Origin of the sequence: Thermococcus sp. 5-4 (assembly GCF_002197185.1) — an archaeon.
GTDB lineage: Archaea > Methanobacteriota_B > Thermococci > Thermococcales > Thermococcaceae > Thermococcus > Thermococcus radiotolerans.
This window is the reverse complement of sequence record NZ_CP021848.1, coordinates 940152-957190: the sequence shown is the minus strand read 5'-3', so window position 1 is coordinate 957190 and position 17039 is coordinate 940152. Positions and strand designations below refer to the sequence as shown.

Sequence of the window (17039 nt, the reverse complement as noted above, 5' to 3'; positions counted from 1 at the left end):
TATTTGAGCCTGCAGTCCGAGGCTCTCCTTACATCATGGTATCATAGGCCTAACTACGCTTCCAAAGTATAATAAGCTTTTGGTAAATCTCCAAAATGTTAAAAAAGCTACAATAGGCGTTTTCTCCCCAGCACTGGCCAGTAATGTGTATTTTGTCCCAATTACGTTTCATCAAAGATCTGCATCCTCGGTTTTCTGAAGGCGGCATCAAGCTCCGCCCTTCTCCTGCTGACCTTTTCGAGGAGGTTCCTCACCCTCTCGTCATCGGGATACTTCCTCATCAGGCTCACGAGGATGCCCTCGGCGAAGCCGAGGAGGGAGACCTCTATGAACTCCTTCCCCTTCTTGCTCTCAAGCCCCTCGTTGAGCGCCACGAATGAGTCTATCCTCCCGACAAGGCTTGTTTCTCCGAGTTTCTCGCACAGCTCCCTCAGTTCTCCAATCTCAGGAACGTCCACATCAACACCCCCTAGAGCTTCAAACCGAAGAACCTCACGGCGTTTCTTTCGGTTACCCTCTCGACTTCCTCGAACTCCAAGCCCTTAAGTTTTGCCACCTCTTCAATGGCAACACGGACGTTGCATGGAGTGTTCCTCTGCCCCTTTACCGGGCTCATATAGGGCGCGTCCGTCTCCACCAGCATATCCTCAACCCCAAGTGCCTCCGCCGCGGCCTTCACCTCTGGGATGAACACTATCCCCGTGTTTATTCCGACGGTGTGTCCGTTATCGGCTATTTCCCTCGCCAGCTCAACGCTTCCAGAGAACGAGTGGAAGTACGCCTTAACTCCAACTCTCTGGACGAGTTCGAAGGCCTCCCTTTCGGCCTCTCTAGCGTGGATGACGACGGGGAGGTTGAGTTCAACGGCGAGCCCCAGGAAATGCAGGAAAATTTTCCTCTGGTTCTCCCTCTGAGTTTCGTTTTCCGCGTAGTGGTAGTCCAGCCCTATCTCGCCTATCGCCACTATCTCGTCCCTGTGGGCCAGGATGAACTCCTCAACCTTCTTCACCTTCTCCCAGTTGCCCCTCCTCGCTTCGTTGGGGTGGTATCCGAGTGTGGGGAAGATGAATCCGAAGTAGGGTTTTAACATTTCCCAGCTCTTCCAGACGTGGGCTTTGCGGTACTCCGTTATGGAGTCCACAACGGCCTTCAGCTCCTCTCTGCACTCTTCTATCATACGCGGTGCGTCCTTTTTGTAAAACTCGAAATGGGCGTGGGCGTCAAGCATGTTTCTCGCTTCATGGATGGATAGAAAAGCTTTTCCGTTGTTTGGGTGATTATTCACCGGAGGTCAAAGTATCATGGAAAACGAGGAGGGTTCCACAATCAGTATGGACGAGATAGTGGAGGCGCTTAGGGATAAGTCTCCGAAGGAGCTTTTGAGCTACGCCATCTTCAACGAGGAAGAGGAGGCGAAGTACTACGCCAAACTCGCCGAAAAGGCCAAGAGGGCCAGCATCAAGGCGCTGTTCATCAAGATGAGCGAGGACAGTAAGGGCCATCACGACTGGCTGTACGGGCTCTTCAAGAAGATGTACCCCGACGAGGAGCCGGTGAAGGTTGAGGCTCCCCCCGTTGAGGTGGCCCCGTTCTATCCTGAGTTTGAGAGCGTCGAGGACTACATCTCGGCCCTCAAGTACTGCATGGAAAGCGAGCTGTTCGCCAAGAAGACCTACGAGCTTCTGGCCAGGGTTGCCAAGGACGAAGATACGAGGGCATTCGCGCTCAACCTGGCCGCGATGGAGGAGGATCACTACAATTCAATCAGAAAGATGTACGAGCTCATACTCTCCCTTGAGGAGAAGGAGATAACCCCCGAAAAGCTTGAGCCCGGGGGATACCTCTTCACCGATGAACTGAAGGCAAAGTACTTCCTCATAGACCTTCTGGAAAGCGGCGTTGAGCTGTCGGTGGCCATACGGGAAAAGCCCGAGAAGTTCCTCGAAATGCTGGACAGTACTAAGGTCAGCGTGGTGTGGATAACCAGAACCGAGGTCGAGGGTTCAATACGCCCCGACGAGATACCCCTGCTCAAGAAGAGGTTCTGCGGATTTCTGGGCAAGACGTCCGAAGGTGACAAAAAGGGCGCGGTTTTCCTTCAGAACCTCAGCTACTTCGCGCTTGAGCTCGGCTTCAAGAGCATGATGGACGTCGTGCTTTACCTGAAGGACTGCGCACTCCTCTACGACGGCTACATCCTGGCCACGGCAGTTAAGGACGCGTTCAGCCCCCGCGAGTGGGCGCTCCTCACCTCGGAGCTCAGAGAGGTCTCCTGATCAGAGCTTTCTGGTCTCCCATATTACCTTCCCATCTTTTCTAACGACCTTCAGGATACGGTGGTACGGTATCTGGGCGTCCCCGACGAAGAAGTAGCCGTGACCGAGCTCTATCATCTCGACGGGGATTTTCTTGACATCACCGTAGGCACCGCGGTGCTCTATGATGACGTAGTAATCGCCCTCGTCCTCCCGGGGGTCGTACTTGAGCTTCGCCAGAACCTCCTTCACGGAACCCTTCCGCATCAGAGCCACCCCAGGATTTCGTCGATGTTTCCTCTCCAGTCCTTTATGACCCAGCCGTGCCCCGGAAGGCCGAAGTCAACGTCGTAATCCCTGAGCCTTTCGAGGCTCTCTTGGAGCTTCCATCCGTTTCCGGTCGGCAAATCCGTCCTGCCAACCGTGCCGTTGAAGACCGTATCCCCGGTGAACATGATCCGGGTCTCACCATCGTCGAGGTAGAGGCACGAACTCCCCGCCGTGTGGCCGGGCGTGTGGATCAGCTCAAGCTCCAGGGAGCCGACTTTGAGCGCATCGCCTTCTCTCATGTGGAGGTCAACCCTCTGCGGTTCGAACCTCCGTCCGTAAGAATATGCCAGAATCACGTAGTCGTCCCCCTTCTCCAGCGTTTTTGCCGTGGTTTCGTGGGCGGCGAAGAGAACCGCCATGCCCTTCCCCTTCAGCCAGTCCGCCAGGGCCATGTTCCCGCCCACGTGGTCAAAGTGCTCGTGGGTGTTGAATATCGTGACCCTCTCAACACCGTTGAGGAGGCCTTCCCTCTCCCAGATCTCGGCGTAGACGTGCCAGTTAACGCCGGTGCCGGTGTCCACTACGAGGGCCTCCCTCCCGTCCCTCACAAGGTAGACGTTCGAGTCCCAGCCTATGCCCCTCAGCATCATGGTGTGGGGAGGAATCTCGACGGGCACCAGCTCCCTCGGGAACTCCTCGATGGAGCTTATCCTCACGCTTTCACCTCCAAAAGGGGCTCGAGGGGGGACCGCCTCCTCATACGGGGAGCAAACCCCGTCGGGAGGGGTTAAACTCTTCATCGCCCTATCTGTTTACGCGGGGATGTTTATAAACTCAACCGCAGAGGTTGAATTAGGTGACCCAAATGAAAACCGAGCGCGCGAAGGAGATACTCCTTCAGCTTTTGAAGATACCCTCCCCATCGGGAGAGGAAGACAGGATAATGCTCCACATCATGGAGTTCCTCCACAAGCTGAACTACGACGTTCACATCGAGAGCGACGGCCAGATAATAGACCTGGTCGTTAACCCCGATGCCGAGCTCTTCTACGAGGTTCACATCGACACGATACCGATTCGCGCGGAGCCCTTCGTGAGGGGCAACATCGTCTACGGAACCGGCGCGAGCGACATCAAGGGCGGCGCCGCTGCCATACTCCTCATGCTCGAGAACCTCCGCAAGGAGGGGAAAGAACTTAACGCTGGCATAGTTTTCGTTAGCGACGAGGAGCACGGCGGAAGAGGAAGCGCACTCTTCATGGAGAGGTACAAACCAAAGATGGCCGTCGTTTTAGAGCCGACCGACCTGGAAGTCCACATTGCCCATGCCGGCAACATCGAGGCCTACTTTGAAGTTGACGGCAAAGAAGCCCACGGTGCCTGTCCAGAGAGCGGCATCAACGCCATAGAGGAGACCTACAAGATGCTCGAGGAGATGAAGAAGCTCGAGCCCTTCAAGGTCAAGGGCAAGTACTTCGACCCACACATCGGCATCCAGGAGCTCGTCTGCGAGAACCCCGTCTACCTCATCCCCGCCCTCTGCCGCGGCCGGCTTGAGGCGAGGCTCCTGCCCGATCAGGAAGTCGAGGACATACTCGACCTGCTCGACCCCATATTCGACGAGTACACGCTAAAGTACGAGTACACCGAGATATGGGACGGCTACGAGCTTGAGCCGGATGAGGAGATCGTCCAGCTTGCCAAAAAGGCCATGGAAGTCACGGACATAGACGAGTTCGGCGGAATGAGAAGCTGGACAGACGCCATAAACTTCATGTACAACGGTACCAGAACCATAGTCTTCGGGCCCGGCAACCTCGACATATCGCACACCAAGAACGAGCACATCGACGTCAGGGACGTCGTTACGGCGAGCGAGTTTTTGAAAGCCCTGAACGAGATTTACGGGAAAGGCGGATGAGTCTTTCTTTTTCCCTTTTGACCCAACCTTTTTAAGCAAGACCCCCCACCAGTTACTGGTGGGGGGTATGCTGTTCAACCCTAAACCCAAGATGAGAAGGGAGGAGCTATATGACCGCGAGGAGGAACTTTCTCTGATTGAAAACTCGATAGAGAAGGGCCTCTCACTCATAGTGCTCCTCGGAATCAGGCGTCTCGGCAAGAGCTCCCTTCTGAACGTTACACTAAACGAGCTCCCTTATAGAAGCGTTAAGATTGATGCAAGAAAGGTTTACTCCGAGTTCGGAAGCGTTCCAAAAGAAGCCATCGGGAAGCTCATACTTCAGGGCTACCTCAAGGGCTCCACGAAGGAACGTGCCAAAGAGACCTTAAAATCCCTCAAAGGGGTTCGTATTGGGGGACTGGGGATAGAACTGAGCGTTGACAGGAGCGTGAGTCTTCACGAGGTTCTTGAGCGCATAGACTCCATCGGAGAGCGCTTCATAATAGCCATCGATGAGGCCCAGTACCTGAGGTTCTCAAATTCAAGGTACCCGGAGCTAATAGCTTGGGCTATGGACGAACTTCAAAACGTGAGCTTCATCCTGACGGGCTCGGAGATAGGTCTGCTGGAGGATTTTTTGGGCCTCCATGATCCAGAATCAGCCCTCTTTGGAAGAGCCCACAGGGAGATAAGACTGAAAAGGTTTGAGAGAAAGCAGAGCAGAGATTTCCTCATGAGGGGTTTTGAAGAGGTTGGAATGAACGTTCCGGAAGACGAAATCGGGGAGGCAATTGGTGAGCTCGACGGAATAGTCGGCTGGCTGACCCTCTACGGCTACAACCGCTACCTCGGCATGTCCCACAGGGAAGCGCTGAACAGACTCAAAGAGGACGCGAGAAGGCTAATCCTTGCGGAATTCTCTGCCCTGGAAAAGCTCTCCCACCGCTATGAGCTGGCAATGCGGGCGGTGGCCAACGGAAAACACCGCTGGAAGGAGATAAAGGAGACCGTTGAACTCCTTGAAGGGAAGAGAATAGACGACAAGAACTTTTCCAACGTCCTCAACAACCTCGTCCGCTACGGCTATCTGGAAAAGACCATCGAGGGCTACTTCATCCCCGACCCGCTGGTGGAGCATGCCTTTAGGTAAGGGGTCACCAGTTACTGGTTGAGGCTATTCCTCGTGTTCCTTCTCCTCCTTCTTATCCACCCAGAAGCGCCTCGTTCTTATGAACTGCCGCTCCCTCTCCATGAGGGCGACGAGCAGGGCGTCTCCCCTGTACTGGGCCAAAATCCTCGCCGCCGTGTCTGGACCGGTGCCGTAGCTGGCCAAAGCCAAGACCGCCTCGAACCCGTAGGAATCCACGAGGTCAGCGGCCTTCAGCAGCTTCCTGTAGGTTCTCTCCTCCTTCCGCTCCAGCGGCTTCCCGTGACGAACCTTCTCTAGGACAGGGAAAAACTCCTCTGCATCTATCGGGTGGGCAACGGCTAACATCTTCGAGCCACAGCGCGGGCACTGCCTCAGCTTTATATTCTGGAGCCTCACAACCTTCGTCTTCGAGTGCCAGCCGCAGTTGGTGCAGACCAAGACGACCTCGTGGTCGAGCAGTCTCTTCCTGAACAGCTCCAGTATTTCGTCCCTCTCCAGGACGCCGGAGAGCAGGAACTCGCCGCCGACGGTCATGTTGAGCCTGGCCAGCGTTGACGGCTCCCTCCTAAGCTCGGCCTTCACCCTCATCGTGCCCCTCTTGAGCATCTCAAGGACCAGCTCACCCTTCCTCACGTCCACCTTGTCGTGGTACAGCTCGCTCAGGGTTTCCCTCTCCACCACGGTGCCCTCGAAGAGCCTCTCGATTCTCCTTATCCTGGCGTCCCTTCTTAAAGCCCCGAACCGCTTCGCCACGTTCAGCATCCTCCACCGGTAGGCGTGGGAATCCCTCATAGCGCGGGAAACTATGAACTCCAGGCTCTCCGGTTCCTGGTAGAGATAGCCCTTTACCTCCTCCGGGTTCAGCTGGAACGGCGTTTTGAATACTATCGCGTGGGCCTGTGAGCGGACGGAAAAAACCCTTCCGTAGCGCAGAATCAGGAACGAGTGAACCAGCCGTCCGAGGGCCTCGTTGGCCCGGTTCCCGAAATCGGCGTGTATGGCGAGCGCCTTGGGCGTACTCTCGACGACGATATCGTGGTCTGTTGAGAAGGGTTCGTCTTTGATTTCATCGAAGGCCCTCCTCAGCTCCTCCTCGCTGAACTCGACCCCCTCCAAAAGCCCCTTTGCCTTCTCGAAGTCAAAAGCCAGCTCCCTCTTTAGCCTGCCGACGTCGAGGGCAACGCTGAACGGAACGGGAATCATCTCGCCCTCCCAGCTCGGTATCGCGCTCTCAAGGCTCTTGCTCTCGCGAACCTTCAAAAGCCTCGCCTCGTCGTCTATCTTGAGCACTATCCAGCTCCGTCCGTTCATTACGAAGTCCATGCCTTCCTCCAAATCCATGACGAAGCTCTCGTCGAGCCTTCCTATGACGTGTCCGCTTCCGGCGTCGAAGACCCTCCACGAAACCTCATCGGGAATCGTCGAGAGGTTCTCGTAGTAGTACTGGAATGCCCCTCTCCTAAGGTAGAGCAGGCCGCTCTCCTCGTCGTAGCCTATCAGCCTGGCATCCTCCAAAACGCGAAGAACGTCGAGATAGTCCTCCCAGCTCAAATCCCGGTAAACGTAGGCCCTTTTCGCTATCTCGTAGGGCCTCTCGCGGGGCAGTCTTTTGTACTCGATGAGCAGGCCGACGACGAAATGGGCTAAAACGTCTACCCCTCCCATCGGCTCGACCGCCTCAAAGCGGCCTTTGAGGGCGTGCTTCGCTATAACGAGGCTCTGAAGGTAATCCTCGACGTTGGAGGTTATGACGTAGCCCTCGCTCACCTCGCCTATCCTGTGCTTCGCCCTTCCAACGCGCTGGACGAGCCTGTTCACCTGCCTCGGGCTCATGTACTGGATCACAACATCAACGTCGCCTATGTCTATGCCCAGCTCCATCGAGGAGGTACATATCAGGGCCTTGATTTTGCCCTCCTTCAGCGCCCTCTCCGCCTTAACGCGCGCCTCCCTCGAAAGAGAGCCGTGGTGAACCTCGACCGGCTTTCCCCATGCCTTGAGGCGGTGCGCCAAAATCTCCGCGAACTGGCGCGTGTTGGTGAATATGAGGGCCTTTCCGTGCTCCTCAACGATCTCCCAGAGGAGCCTCAGCCTCGCCGCTATCTCGGGTGAGAGGCTCAGCTTCCTGGCGAGTTCCATGTCCCTCTCGCCGGGCTTCGGATAGAGGACGTGGAAGCGGTAGTTCTTCCTCCAGCTCGGCTTCACTATAACGTCGGCCTTCAGCCACTCCCTCACCTCATCCTCGTTGCCCACCGTCGCCGTCATGCCTATTCTTCTGAAGTCCGCTATCTCGGCCAGGCGCTCAAGGCCGAGGAGGAGCTGCGCACCGCGCTTGTTGTCCACCAGCTCCGCTATCTCATCGACGATGACGAACCTCACGTTCTCAAGGTGCTTTCTAAGAGACTTGACCGTCAGAATCACCCCGAGGGTCTCAGGGGTTATGATGAGCATCTGCGGAGGATTCTTCGTCTGCTTCGCCTTTCTGTAGGCCGAGGTGTCGCCGTGTCTGACCTCAACGGTTATTCCGAGCTTCTGGCCCCACCATTCGAGTCTCTCGAGCAGATCCCTGTTGAGGGCCTTGAGCGGAGCTATATAGAGCGCTGAGATTGGTTTGAGCCCCTCCTCAAGGATTTCGTTTAAGACGGGCAGAACGGCCGCTTCGGTTTTCCCCGAGCCGGTGGGGGCGATGATCAGAACGCTCCTCCCCGAACTAACCTCACGGAATGCCCCCATCTGAACCTCGTTGAGCCTTCCGAAGCGCTCCCTGATGGCCTTTCTCAGGAGGGGATGCATGATGAAAAATGAGCGGGGTGGTTTATAAGCCCAACCACCGTTAGATTTATAAACGATATATCGTTCGATACATCGGTGATAGAAGATGGAGGTCACGAGGAAGGACGGAACCTACGACATGGCCTACGCCAAGCGGGCAATGCTGGTGGTAGTTATCCTCCCACTGCTCGTCATGTACACCGAGGCGATGCTCACTCCAGCACTGCCGACGATACAGAAGGAGTTTGGAATAAACCCCAACGACGTCAGCTGGGTGCTGACCATCTACCTCCTCGTCGGAACGGTAAGTGCCGCCATACTCGGCAAGCTCGGCGACATGTACGGTAAGAAGAGGATGTTTTTGGTCGCCCTGGGCTTTTACACGCTCGGAGTTATCCTCAACGGCTTCGCGCCGAGCTTTCAGTGGCTCCTCGTGTCGCGCGGAATTCAGGGCCTTGGGATGGCTATATTCCCGTTAGCGTTCAGCCTCGTTCGTGAGGAATTCCCGCCTGAGATGGTGCCGCAGGTTCAGGGCATGATAAGCGCCATGTTTGGAGTTGGTATGGTTATCGCGCTTCCCCTTGGAGCTTACGTAACCCAGAACTTCGGATGGCGCTGGACGTACCACTCGGCGGCACCTTTTGCGGTTCTGATGTTCATCCTCGCATGGAGGGTTCTTCGCGAGAGCCGCTACGTGAACCCCGGAAAGCTCGACTGGCCCGGGGCGCTCTTCCTGGTCTGGGCCGTCGTGCCGGCCTTGGTCGCAGTGACTAGGGCACCCAACGTCGGCTGGAGGGCGGAGCAGACGCTCGTGCTCTTCGGGGTATCCATCGTTGGAGTCATCGCGCTCTACCTCTGGGAGAAGAGAGCGGACAACCCGCTGATCCCGCTCGATATAATATCCTCCAGAAACCCCGCCATAGTGAACCTCGGCATAATGTTCGCGGCCTTCGGAATATCCATGATGAGCCAGGCGAACACCTACATCTTCCAGATGAAGCCGCCCTACGGCTTTGGCAAGACGATACTCGAAAGTGGCCTGCTCATGACCCCGATGGCCGGCGTCATGCTGGTGGTGGCCCCCCTGGCCGGCAAACTGATGCCCAGGATAGGTGCGAAGCCCTTGGCCATAACAGGTGCCCTAACGGCGAGCGCCGGCCTGGCCCTGCTCTCCCAGTACGCCACCCAGCTCTCCCTCGCCCAGTTTGTGGCCCTCATAGCGGTCGTCGGAGCCGGGATAACCCTCATGAACGTCTCATTCATCAACGTGCTGGTGTTCTCGGTTCCGCCGAGGGTCATGGGAGTCGCCACCGGAGCGAACAGCCTGTTCAGAAACTTCGGCTCGACCTGGGGACCGGCCATAGCGGGAACAGTCATGAGCACCTACTACATACTCGTGCACATCCCACAGATTCCAGTGCCCATCAAGATACCGACGGAGAAGGCCTACGAAGTGCTCTTTGGAACTTCAGCGCTCGTCTACCTCTTCCTCGCCCTGCTCAGCCTGGCCATCGTGGAGGTCATGAAGGGTGGAAAGATACACGAGGTCGAGAACGAGGGAGAAAAGGAAATAACCGTCGGCTGATTTCTTTTTTATCCCCTTTTATTCTCCCCGGTATGCCCTCAGATACAGCTCCCTTATTTCCTCGGGCTTCGGTTCGACGGGATTGAAAGCCACAAGCCCGTCGCGGTAGGCTTTTTCGGCCATCTCTTCGACCCTCTCGACGAAGGTCTCCTCGTCGACCAGCTCCCTCAGCCCTGGAACACCAAGCATCTCGTTGAGCTCCCTCACGACCTCAATAAGGTCCTTCGCCGTCTGGAAGCCCAGCTCCCTCGCTATCTCAGCGTAGCGCTTCCTCGCGTAGTCGCTCCTCTCGGCGTTGAACTCCATCACGTAGGGCAGGAATATCGCGTTGAGGAGTCCATGCGGGCCAATCCACGCCGCCTTGTGGCTCATCGCGTGGCAGAGGCCTAGACGCGCGTTGAGGAAAGCTATCCCCGCCATCGTCGCCGCGTAGTGAACCCTCCCCCGAGCATCCTCATCTCCTCTAACCGACAGCGGAAGCCACCGGTAAACGGTCTTTATGGCCTTAATCGCCATGGCGTCGCTGAAGGGGTTGGCGACCTTGGTTGTGTATGCCTCTATTCCGTGAACGAGGACGTCAAGGCCAGAGTTCCGGGCCACCTCGGCGGGCATTGTCCTCGGCAGTCGGGGGTCGAGGATGGCCACGTCGGGCGCTATCTCAGGCGTAACGATGTTGTATTTGACACCGCCCTTCTTCAGCACGCTCGCCCCCGAAACTTCGCTTCCCGCTCCGCTCGTCGAGGGTATCGCTATTAACCTCGTCCTCAGCTTAGGAACCGGCTTCGGCTTCGAAAACCTGTCTATGAATGCTATCTCCTCGAAGTTCAGCTCGGGGGCATCGTAGAAGACCTTCAACGCCTTGGTCGTGTCGATGACGCTGCCCCCTCCCATGGCCACGAGAAGGTCGGGCTCGAACTCCCTCACCTTGGGCAGGAACTCCTCTATGACCTCGACGCTCGGCTCCGCCGGAAGATCCGCTATCGAGAAGACCTCCGCACCGGCCTCCTTCACGTAGTCCTCGGCCTCGCTCAGGAAGCCGTGCCTCTTCATTGAGCGGGAAGCCAAGATAAGAACGCGTTCGTGCCCTCTTACTTCCTTGGACAGCCTTCCAAGGGAGCCCTCTCCCTCGATGAGTCTCGTCTTCAGCCAGAACATCTCCACCACCGGAGAAGATTGGGTGGGTGGGCTTTTAACGTTCTCGGCCGGATTAACTTCAAGTTCGAAACCTTTCGGTAGAGAAATTCTTTAATCCTTGCCTTTTTAGCCTATATTCGATGCTCGTGAGAGGCAAGGTTATCGGTGAGAACCTTACCGCACCCTTTGAGATTCTAAAGACAGGGGACGGTATCTCCCTCAGGGTCAAACTTCCGGGCGAACCCTTCGAGTACTCGACGGACTGCTCCTATCTGGAACCCCTTGAGCTCCTCGGCCTCCTCCTGCCGGCCATAGAAGAGGAAATCGGAGAGATAAAGGGAGTTTTCGTTGAAGAAGTGGTCGAGGAAAAGAAAGGAAAGGCTCACTCCATTTTGAACAGTCTCTTCAGATTCCTCTCGAAGGGCGGGTAAACGACGCCCCTGTCGGTTATTATGCCGGTTAGATACTTGTGCGGGGTAACATCGAACGCTGGATTGTAAACGTCCACATCAGGGGCGATCCTGCATCCGCCGCAGGTGAGGACTTCCTCCGGCTTCCTCTCCTCTATGGGTATCTCCTTTCCGCTCTTCAGGCTCATGTCTATCGTCGAGAGCGGCGCGACGGTGAAGAACGGTATCCCGTGCTCCTTGGCGAGGACAGCCAGGGTATAGGTGCCTATCTTGTTGGCGAAGTCGCCGTTGGCCACTATCCTGTCGGCACCAACGATTATCGCGTCAACCTTCCCCTGCTGCATCACAAAGCCTGCCATGTTGTCGGTTATCAGTTTCAGCGGAATGCCGTCGTAGTGGTACTCCCAGGCGCTTAAGCGGGCGCCCTGGAGAACGGGCCTCGTCTCGTCCACCCAGAGGAGCTTGAGGTTGCCATCGCGGTGCATCACCCTCAGAACCGCCCCAACGGTTCCGAGCTGAACTGTCGCCAAGCTTCCCGCGTTGCAGTGGGTGAGAACGTTTCCCTCCGGCAGGGCTTCGGCTCCGTAGTGTCCCATCCTGAGGTTAGCCTCGACGTCTTCGTCCGCTATCCTCTGCGCCTCAGCGACGATGAGCCTTTTTATTTCCTCCAGTGGGCTCTCACGGTTCTCCTCAACCAGCTTCTTAATCCTGTTGAGTGCCCAGAAGAGGTTTACAGCTGTGGGCCTCGTGTTCTTCAGCCTGTCGTATGCGCTGTAAAAGCCGTCCATGAACTCGTCCTTGGTTTTTGCCGTCGTCGTGTCAGCATAGAGGGCCAGGCCGAACGCGGCGGCGGCACCTATCGCCGGAGCACCGCGGACCTTCATTGTCACTATCGCCTCGGCCACCCCATCAACGGTCGTCAGCTCTATCGTCTTGAACTCCCCGGGCAGGAGTCTCTGGTCGATCATGATGACCTTTCCGGTTTCATAGGTCACGCTTCTCGGAAGCCTCGTGAGTTCCTCCGGTCTGTATCTTATCTCCATAACCACCACCCCAAAGGGTTTAAGGAAGGAACTTAAATCTCCTTCGGTGGTTGAAATGACGCTGAGAATATTTGTTACCGGTCCGGCGGGAGTCGGGAAGACAACGCTCGTGGAGAGGGTTGCTAAAGAAGCCGACCGCTGGGGCTACCTCGTCGGAGGAATGATCACGAGAGAAGTGCGGAGGGGAGGAAAGCGCGTGGGATTCAGGATCACGGCCCTCGACAACGGGGAGGAGGGAACCCTGGCCAGCGTTAGGGGCACCTCGCACCTCCCGGGCGTTCCCTTTGGGAAGTACATTGTCCACGTCGATGAGATAAACCGCGTCGGCGTTTCAGCGATAAAACGCGCTCTCGTTGAGGCTGACCTGATAGTCATAGACGAAATCGGTCCGATGGAGTACAAGAGCGACGAGTTCATCCGCGTAGTTGGCGAGGTTCTGAAGTCGGAAAAGCCCCTCCTGGCCGTTGTGCACAGAAGGATGGTCGATAAGTTCCGTCCCCTTGGGAAACTCTACACGCTGAGCGTCGAGAACAGAAACAGAGCCTTCGCTGAGGTAATGGACGAAGTTATGAAAGAACTGAAGGGAGTCAGAGATTGAGGCTGTCCTTGCAGCTCTCACATATCCACTTCTCGCCGCCCTCGATGTAGACCTTGTATAGTGGGCCGTACTGTCCGCAGAGCTCGCAGATGCCGTAGACCTCGGTCTCTTCACTTACCTCCTCCGCCTCACTGCTGTACGTGTTGAGCGCAGCGAGAAGGTCTGCGGCGGTGACGAAGCCTATTGGCCTTCCGAGCCGGGTAACGAGGAGCCTCCTAATGCCCTTGTCCATCATCTTGTCGATCGCGTCCTGGACCTCGTAGTCGTCCTCGATGGTTATCGGATTCTCCGTCATGACCTCCTTGACCTTGACGGTCTTGGGGTCCCTTCCCTTCGCGACGACCTTGTCCAGTATATCGCGGTCGGTTATTATTCCAACGATCTCGTCGTCTTTAACCACGACGGCACTCCCTACCTTGTTCTTCGAGAGAATCTTGGCGACCCTGTGGACGGTGTCGTCCGGCTTGACGATGACTGCCTTCCTCTTAACTACTTGTCCCACGGCTATCCTAGGTGCCATTTTATCACCTCGCCAACCGGGGGTTGGGGGAGAAACTTAAAAAGCTTTCTTCAAGCACGGCGCCTCAGGAAATACGAGACGAGGAGAAACGTTAAGATGAACGCCGCAACGGCGAGAATTATCGGAAGGTTCGAACTTCCCGTGGCTGGAGCCGTGGGCGACGTTACGGATGTTGTTGTCTGAAGTACCGCTCCGGTACTCGTGTTAGTCGCCATAGGCACCAGGGCCTTCTCCGGCGTCGACATCGCCGTGACGTTGTTGGCCTCGTAGGCAACGCTTGGCCCGGCACCGCCCATTGGAGTCAACAGGCTATGGGATACCGCATACACCCCCGCCGAGATCAACCCGGCTATGCCGAGGCTGATAACGTGAAGCCGCTCAAAGCCGAGCACTGCCTTCTTCTTGACCTTGGCGACGCTCTTCCTCGGGACGAGGAGAATGGGCCTGTTGGAGGCTCGGTAGAGCTTAACCTCCTGGAGCCTCTTCCCGTACTTCTTCCCGGCCACCTCGATGAGGCCGACCTTGAGCATCTTGTCTATGTGGTACGAGACGGTAGAAATTGGAAGGTCAAGCTCGCGCGATATCTCACTTATCGAGAGCGCCCGATCTTCCACGAGATGAAGGATGGCTATCGCTTTTTCGTTCATCAGAATCTGAGCAAGCTCCTTCGCCCTCTCATCGTGGATGTCTATGGTCTCATAGTCCAAGCGGCGCCACCTGGGAAGAATAGGGCACGGACGTATTAAAGCTTTTCACAGCTTCAAGCTGGCTTGAAGTCATCAGAAGGGCACGAGAGTAAAAGGAAAGGAAGCTCAAATTCACGGCTTCTCGAGGATAATCTCAATGGTCGAGGTGTTGGCGGTCCTGCCGTCGGCAGTCGGGAGCTCCTCGGTGCCGATCTTGATCTCCTTGACCCTGACCTCTGGGAGGAACCTGTTCCTGACGATCTCGGCGACGTCGACAGCCCTGCTGATGGCCCTACCGCGAGCCTTGACGCTGACCTCCTTAGCGCCCTCGTTGAACTGGGTTATCACGGCGAGGACGTAGTTCATAACCGGCTTCTTTCCGATGTAGACGACATGCTCCTCTGCCATCTTTGGCACCTCCGGAATTTTGTCGTTAACCAGTCGTGGGATTTTGGTTAAATACTTTTCGGTATTTTCTCAGCTTTATTGGACAATCCTGTGGCTTTAATGGATTAATCGAATGTTCATCCATGCTCCTGCAAATTCGTGTCAAGCGAAAGGTTTTAAGGCCTAAAAATTGCCATAGATTTGGTGATAATATGGCCGTTCACCCGATTGATTACCGCTACGGGAGCGAGGAAATGAGGCGTATCTGGGATGAAGAGAATAAACTCCAAAAACTTCTCGATGTTGAGGCCGCTCTGGCCAGGGCACACGCAAAGCTCGGCAACATCCCCGAGGAGAGCGCCCGTGTTATCTCTGAGCGGGCCAACACGGAGTGGGTGAAACTCGAGCGCGTCAAGGAGATAGAAGCTGAGATACACCACGATATAATGGCCGTCGTTAAGGCTCTGAGCGAGGTCTGCGGCGAGCACGGCAAGTACGTTCATCTCGGCGCTACCTCCAATGATATAATAGACACTGCCAACGCCCTCCTCATAAAGGAGAGCCTGGAGATTGTGAAGAGCGACCTCAGGGAGATACGCTCGATTCTCAAGAACCTCGCCAGAGAGCACAAGTACACCGTCTGCATAGGAAGGACCCACGGCCAGCACGCGGTTCCAACGACCTACGGTATGAAGTTCGCGATATGGCTCGACGAGATACAGAGGCACTTGGACAGAGTAGAAGAGCTGAAAGAAAGGGTTTTAATCGGCCAGATGAGCGGCGCCGTTGGGACGATGGCAAGCTTCGGGGACAAGGGGCTCGAGATACAGCGCTTGGTTATGGAGGATCTCGGGCTAAAACCTGCCAGGATAAGCAACCAGATAATCCAGCGCGACGTCTATGCGGAGCTTATGGCGGTTCTCGCTCTCATCGCCTCGACCCTTGACAAGATTGCACTGGAGATAAGGAACCTTCAGAGGACGGAGATACTTGAGATCAGCGAGCCCTTTGGGAAGAGGCAGGTGGGCTCTTCGACCATGCCCCACAAGAGGAACCCCATCAGGAGCGAGAAGGTAAGCGGTCTGGCGAGGGTCTTGTACTCGAACGTCTTCCCGGCCCTGCTCAACAACCCCCTCTGGCACGAAAGGGACCTCACAAACTCCTCTGTTGAGAGGGTCATCCTTCCCGAGAGCTTTGTTCTGCTTGATGAGATGCTCAAGAGCATGAAGAAGGTACTCTCGGGACTGGAGTTCTTCCCCGAGAACATCAAGAGGAACCTGTACATGACGCACAACCTCATCATGGCCGAGCCGCTGATGCTGAAGCTAACTGAGAAGGGCATGGGGAGGCAGGAGGCGCATGAACTCGTCAGAGGGCTAGCCATGGAGGCGTTTAGGGAAAACAGAGATCTGATCGAGGTTGCCAAGGAAAACGAAGATGTGAGAAAGTTCTTAACTGAGGACGATTTTGAGAGCCTGAAGCCGGAGAACTACGTAGGAATTGCACCTCAGATAGTCGACAATGTAATCGCGTGGATAGAGGAGAAAGAGCGAAAAGAAGGGCTTTAATCCCTTTTTCTCTGATTTAATGCCACAACCATCTTTTTTGGATTTTTGGTCTGATGATGTCAAATGACTCTCAAATTTTTTGATAAGTTTCTACTTTTTAGTTTAGTTGTAATTTTAGGATTTTAATTTATAATCTTTTGTCTATGATATTAAAATCATTCTTCTTTTTAATTTTTTGTTTTAAAATTACTATTTAAAAAATTAAATCTTAACGATTTTTGACTATAATTAGGCGTAAAATCTGACTAAATGTGCGGTATTGTTCATGGCAATTCCGAGGCTGGCGGGACAAAGGGGAGACCTGTTATAGCATCACTTGTTGTTGGCTCCTTATCCCTGCCTGCTTCGGTGGTTCTGGAGCTGGATGGTCCAAGGATACCTTCTCGAGGAGTACATCATGTCAATGTTCTCAGATTCTCAAAAGTTAACTTCTAAGATCGGGCTTTCATGGGGCAAAATTCAGTTACAATTAAAGGTGGTATGAATTTGGAGCACGAGGTCTCTGTGATGGAGGTGTATTCTGTGGCATTGAGCAGCTCAAAAAGTCGATGATCGCTTTGGAAGCGTTGTTGAATTTGGGATCCTTGACTGCTACTCCTCCTAATGCCCTGGAAACGCACATTACTCGGGCTGATATGCATGTCGAACGGCAATATTCGGGCGTATTGGCTCCGATCACTGGGAACGCGCGAAATCTCAATCGATGTACGACTCCATTGTATGAACAACATTGTGCCTTAGTTTTGGATATAATGTAC

17 protein-coding genes are annotated in these 17039 nt (G+C 55.2%); 7 read left to right on the top strand and 10 right to left on the bottom strand.

Annotated elements, in window-relative coordinates:
* Positions 1–161: 161 nt before the first annotated feature.
* On the bottom strand, positions 162–458 hold the full coding sequence (locus CDI07_RS05360; RefSeq protein ID WP_088180627.1) for a DUF3216 domain-containing protein: 297 nt from the start codon (positions 456–458) through the stop codon (positions 162–164).
* 11 nt (positions 459–469) lie between these two features.
* Positions 470–1228 (bottom strand): YchF/TatD family DNA exonuclease, encoded by a 759-nt coding sequence (locus tag CDI07_RS05355; protein ID WP_088180626.1) that lies wholly within the window; start codon positions 1226–1228, stop codon positions 470–472.
* A gap of 73 nt (positions 1229–1301) precedes the next feature.
* On the opposite strand from CDI07_RS05355, the gene CDI07_RS05350 reads away from it, so the two are divergent.
* On the top strand, positions 1302–2276 hold the full coding sequence (locus tag CDI07_RS05350; RefSeq protein WP_088180625.1) for a DUF835 domain-containing protein: 975 nt from the start codon (positions 1302–1304) through the stop codon (positions 2274–2276).
* On the opposite strand, the gene CDI07_RS05345 is transcribed toward CDI07_RS05350, so the two are convergent.
* Both CDI07_RS05345 and CDI07_RS05340 read right to left on the bottom strand, forming a co-directional pair.
* A complete protein-coding gene (locus CDI07_RS05345) occupies positions 2277–2522 on the bottom strand; it encodes a DUF504 domain-containing protein (protein WP_014011649.1) in 246 nt (81 codons plus the stop codon).
* A complete protein-coding gene (locus CDI07_RS05340; RefSeq protein WP_088180624.1) occupies positions 2522–3241 on the bottom strand; it encodes an MBL fold metallo-hydrolase in 720 nt (239 codons plus the stop codon). Before CDI07_RS05340 ends, CDI07_RS05345 begins: the two co-directional genes overlap by 1 nt.
* A gap of 149 nt (positions 3242–3390) precedes the next feature.
* Between CDI07_RS05340 and CDI07_RS05335 the strand changes: the two genes are divergently transcribed.
* Both CDI07_RS05335 and CDI07_RS05330 read left to right on the top strand, forming a co-directional pair.
* Positions 3391–4446, top strand: coding sequence for a M20/M25/M40 family metallo-hydrolase (locus CDI07_RS05335; RefSeq protein ID WP_088180623.1), 1056 nt, complete (start codon positions 3391–3393; stop codon positions 4444–4446).
* A gap of 67 nt (positions 4447–4513) precedes the next feature.
* Complete coding sequence (locus CDI07_RS05330; RefSeq protein WP_088180622.1) at positions 4514–5578, top strand: ATP-binding protein; 1065 nt, start codon at positions 4514–4516, stop codon at positions 5576–5578.
* A 24-nt stretch (positions 5579–5602) separates the two neighbouring features.
* Here CDI07_RS05330 and CDI07_RS05325 read toward each other — a convergent pair whose 3' ends face one another.
* On the bottom strand, positions 5603–8371 hold the full coding sequence (locus CDI07_RS05325) for a DEAD/DEAH box helicase (RefSeq protein WP_088180621.1): 2769 nt from the start codon (positions 8369–8371) through the stop codon (positions 5603–5605).
* Positions 8372–8456: 85 nt separating this feature from the next.
* Between CDI07_RS05325 and CDI07_RS05320 the strand changes: the two genes are divergently transcribed.
* Positions 8457–9935 (top strand): MFS transporter, encoded by a 1479-nt coding sequence (locus CDI07_RS05320; protein ID WP_088180620.1) that lies wholly within the window; start codon positions 8457–8459, stop codon positions 9933–9935.
* 18 nt (positions 9936–9953) lie between these two features.
* Here the strand turns inward: CDI07_RS05320 and CDI07_RS05315 are convergent, their stop codons facing one another.
* Positions 9954–11090: an iron-containing alcohol dehydrogenase gene (locus CDI07_RS05315; protein ID WP_088180619.1), complete on the bottom strand. Its 1137-nt coding sequence runs from the start codon at positions 11088–11090 to the stop codon at positions 9954–9956.
* Between the two features lie 119 nt (positions 11091–11209).
* On the opposite strand from CDI07_RS05315, the gene CDI07_RS05310 reads away from it, so the two are divergent.
* Complete coding sequence (locus CDI07_RS05310) at positions 11210–11500, top strand: hypothetical protein (protein ID WP_088180618.1); 291 nt, start codon at positions 11210–11212, stop codon at positions 11498–11500.
* Here CDI07_RS05310 and mtnA read toward each other — a convergent pair.
* On the bottom strand, positions 11452–12522 hold the full coding sequence (mtnA, locus tag CDI07_RS05305; protein WP_088180617.1) for an S-methyl-5-thioribose-1-phosphate isomerase: 1071 nt from the start codon (positions 12520–12522) through the stop codon (positions 11452–11454). The two genes, CDI07_RS05310 and mtnA, sit on opposite strands and share 49 nt — an antisense overlap.
* A 55-nt stretch (positions 12523–12577) precedes the next feature.
* Between mtnA and CDI07_RS05300 the strand changes: the two genes are divergently transcribed.
* A complete protein-coding gene (locus tag CDI07_RS05300) occupies positions 12578–13120 on the top strand; it encodes an NTPase (protein ID WP_088180616.1) in 543 nt (180 codons plus the stop codon).
* Here CDI07_RS05300 and CDI07_RS05295 read toward each other — a convergent pair.
* From CDI07_RS05295 to albA, 3 genes are all read right to left on the bottom strand, one after another.
* On the bottom strand, positions 13110–13640 hold the full coding sequence (locus CDI07_RS05295) for a cyclic nucleotide-binding/CBS domain-containing protein (protein WP_088180615.1): 531 nt from the start codon (positions 13638–13640) through the stop codon (positions 13110–13112). The two genes, CDI07_RS05300 and CDI07_RS05295, sit on opposite strands and share 11 nt — an antisense overlap.
* Positions 13641–13690: 50 nt before the next feature.
* Complete coding sequence (locus CDI07_RS05290) at positions 13691–14347, bottom strand: transcriptional regulator (RefSeq protein ID WP_088180614.1); 657 nt, start codon at positions 14345–14347, stop codon at positions 13691–13693.
* A gap of 111 nt (positions 14348–14458) precedes the next feature.
* Positions 14459–14734: a DNA-binding protein Alba gene (albA, locus tag CDI07_RS05285; protein WP_012571890.1), complete on the bottom strand. Its 276-nt coding sequence runs from the start codon at positions 14732–14734 to the stop codon at positions 14459–14461.
* Between the two features lie 191 nt (positions 14735–14925).
* Between albA and purB the strand changes: the two genes are divergently transcribed.
* The gene (gene purB / locus CDI07_RS05280) at positions 14926–16281 is read left to right on the top strand and encodes an adenylosuccinate lyase (protein WP_088180613.1); all 1356 of its coding nucleotides are present in this window, start codon (positions 14926–14928) and stop codon (positions 16279–16281) included.
* The last annotated feature ends 758 nt before the right edge of the window (positions 16282–17039 follow it).

Bases quoted from the DNA above. Each gene is read 5' to 3' on its own strand.
- CDI07_RS05355 (WP_088180626.1), bottom strand. From the start codon at position 1,228: ATGCTTGACGCCCACGCCCATTTCGAGTTTTACAAAAAGGACGCACCG.
- CDI07_RS05350 (WP_088180625.1), top strand. From the start codon at position 1,302: ATGGAAAACGAGGAGGGTTCCACAATCAGTATGGACGAGATAGTGGAG.
- CDI07_RS05345 (WP_014011649.1), bottom strand. From the start codon at position 2,522: ATGCGGAAGGGTTCCGTGAAGGAGGTTCTGGCGAAGCTCAAGTACGAC.
- CDI07_RS05335 (WP_088180623.1), top strand. From the start codon at position 3,391: ATGAAAACCGAGCGCGCGAAGGAGATACTCCTTCAGCTTTTGAAGATA.
- CDI07_RS05330 (WP_088180622.1), top strand. From the start codon at position 4,514: ATGCTGTTCAACCCTAAACCCAAGATGAGAAGGGAGGAGCTATATGAC.
- CDI07_RS05325 (WP_088180621.1), bottom strand. From the start codon at position 8,371: ATGCATCCCCTCCTGAGAAAGGCCATCAGGGAGCGCTTCGGAAGGCTC.
- CDI07_RS05320 (WP_088180620.1), top strand. From the start codon at position 8,457: ATGGAGGTCACGAGGAAGGACGGAACCTACGACATGGCCTACGCCAAG.
- CDI07_RS05315 (WP_088180619.1), bottom strand. From the start codon at position 11,090: ATGTTCTGGCTGAAGACGAGACTCATCGAGGGAGAGGGCTCCCTTGGA.
- CDI07_RS05310 (WP_088180618.1), top strand. From the start codon at position 11,210: ATGCTCGTGAGAGGCAAGGTTATCGGTGAGAACCTTACCGCACCCTTT.
- mtnA (WP_088180617.1), bottom strand. From the start codon at position 12,522: ATGGAGATAAGATACAGACCGGAGGAACTCACGAGGCTTCCGAGAAGC.
- CDI07_RS05300 (WP_088180616.1), top strand. From the start codon at position 12,578: ATGACGCTGAGAATATTTGTTACCGGTCCGGCGGGAGTCGGGAAGACA.
- CDI07_RS05295 (WP_088180615.1), bottom strand. From the start codon at position 13,640: ATGGCACCTAGGATAGCCGTGGGACAAGTAGTTAAGAGGAAGGCAGTC.
- albA (WP_012571890.1), bottom strand. From the start codon at position 14,734: ATGGCAGAGGAGCATGTCGTCTACATCGGAAAGAAGCCGGTTATGAAC.
- purB (WP_088180613.1), top strand. From the start codon at position 14,926: ATGGCCGTTCACCCGATTGATTACCGCTACGGGAGCGAGGAAATGAGG.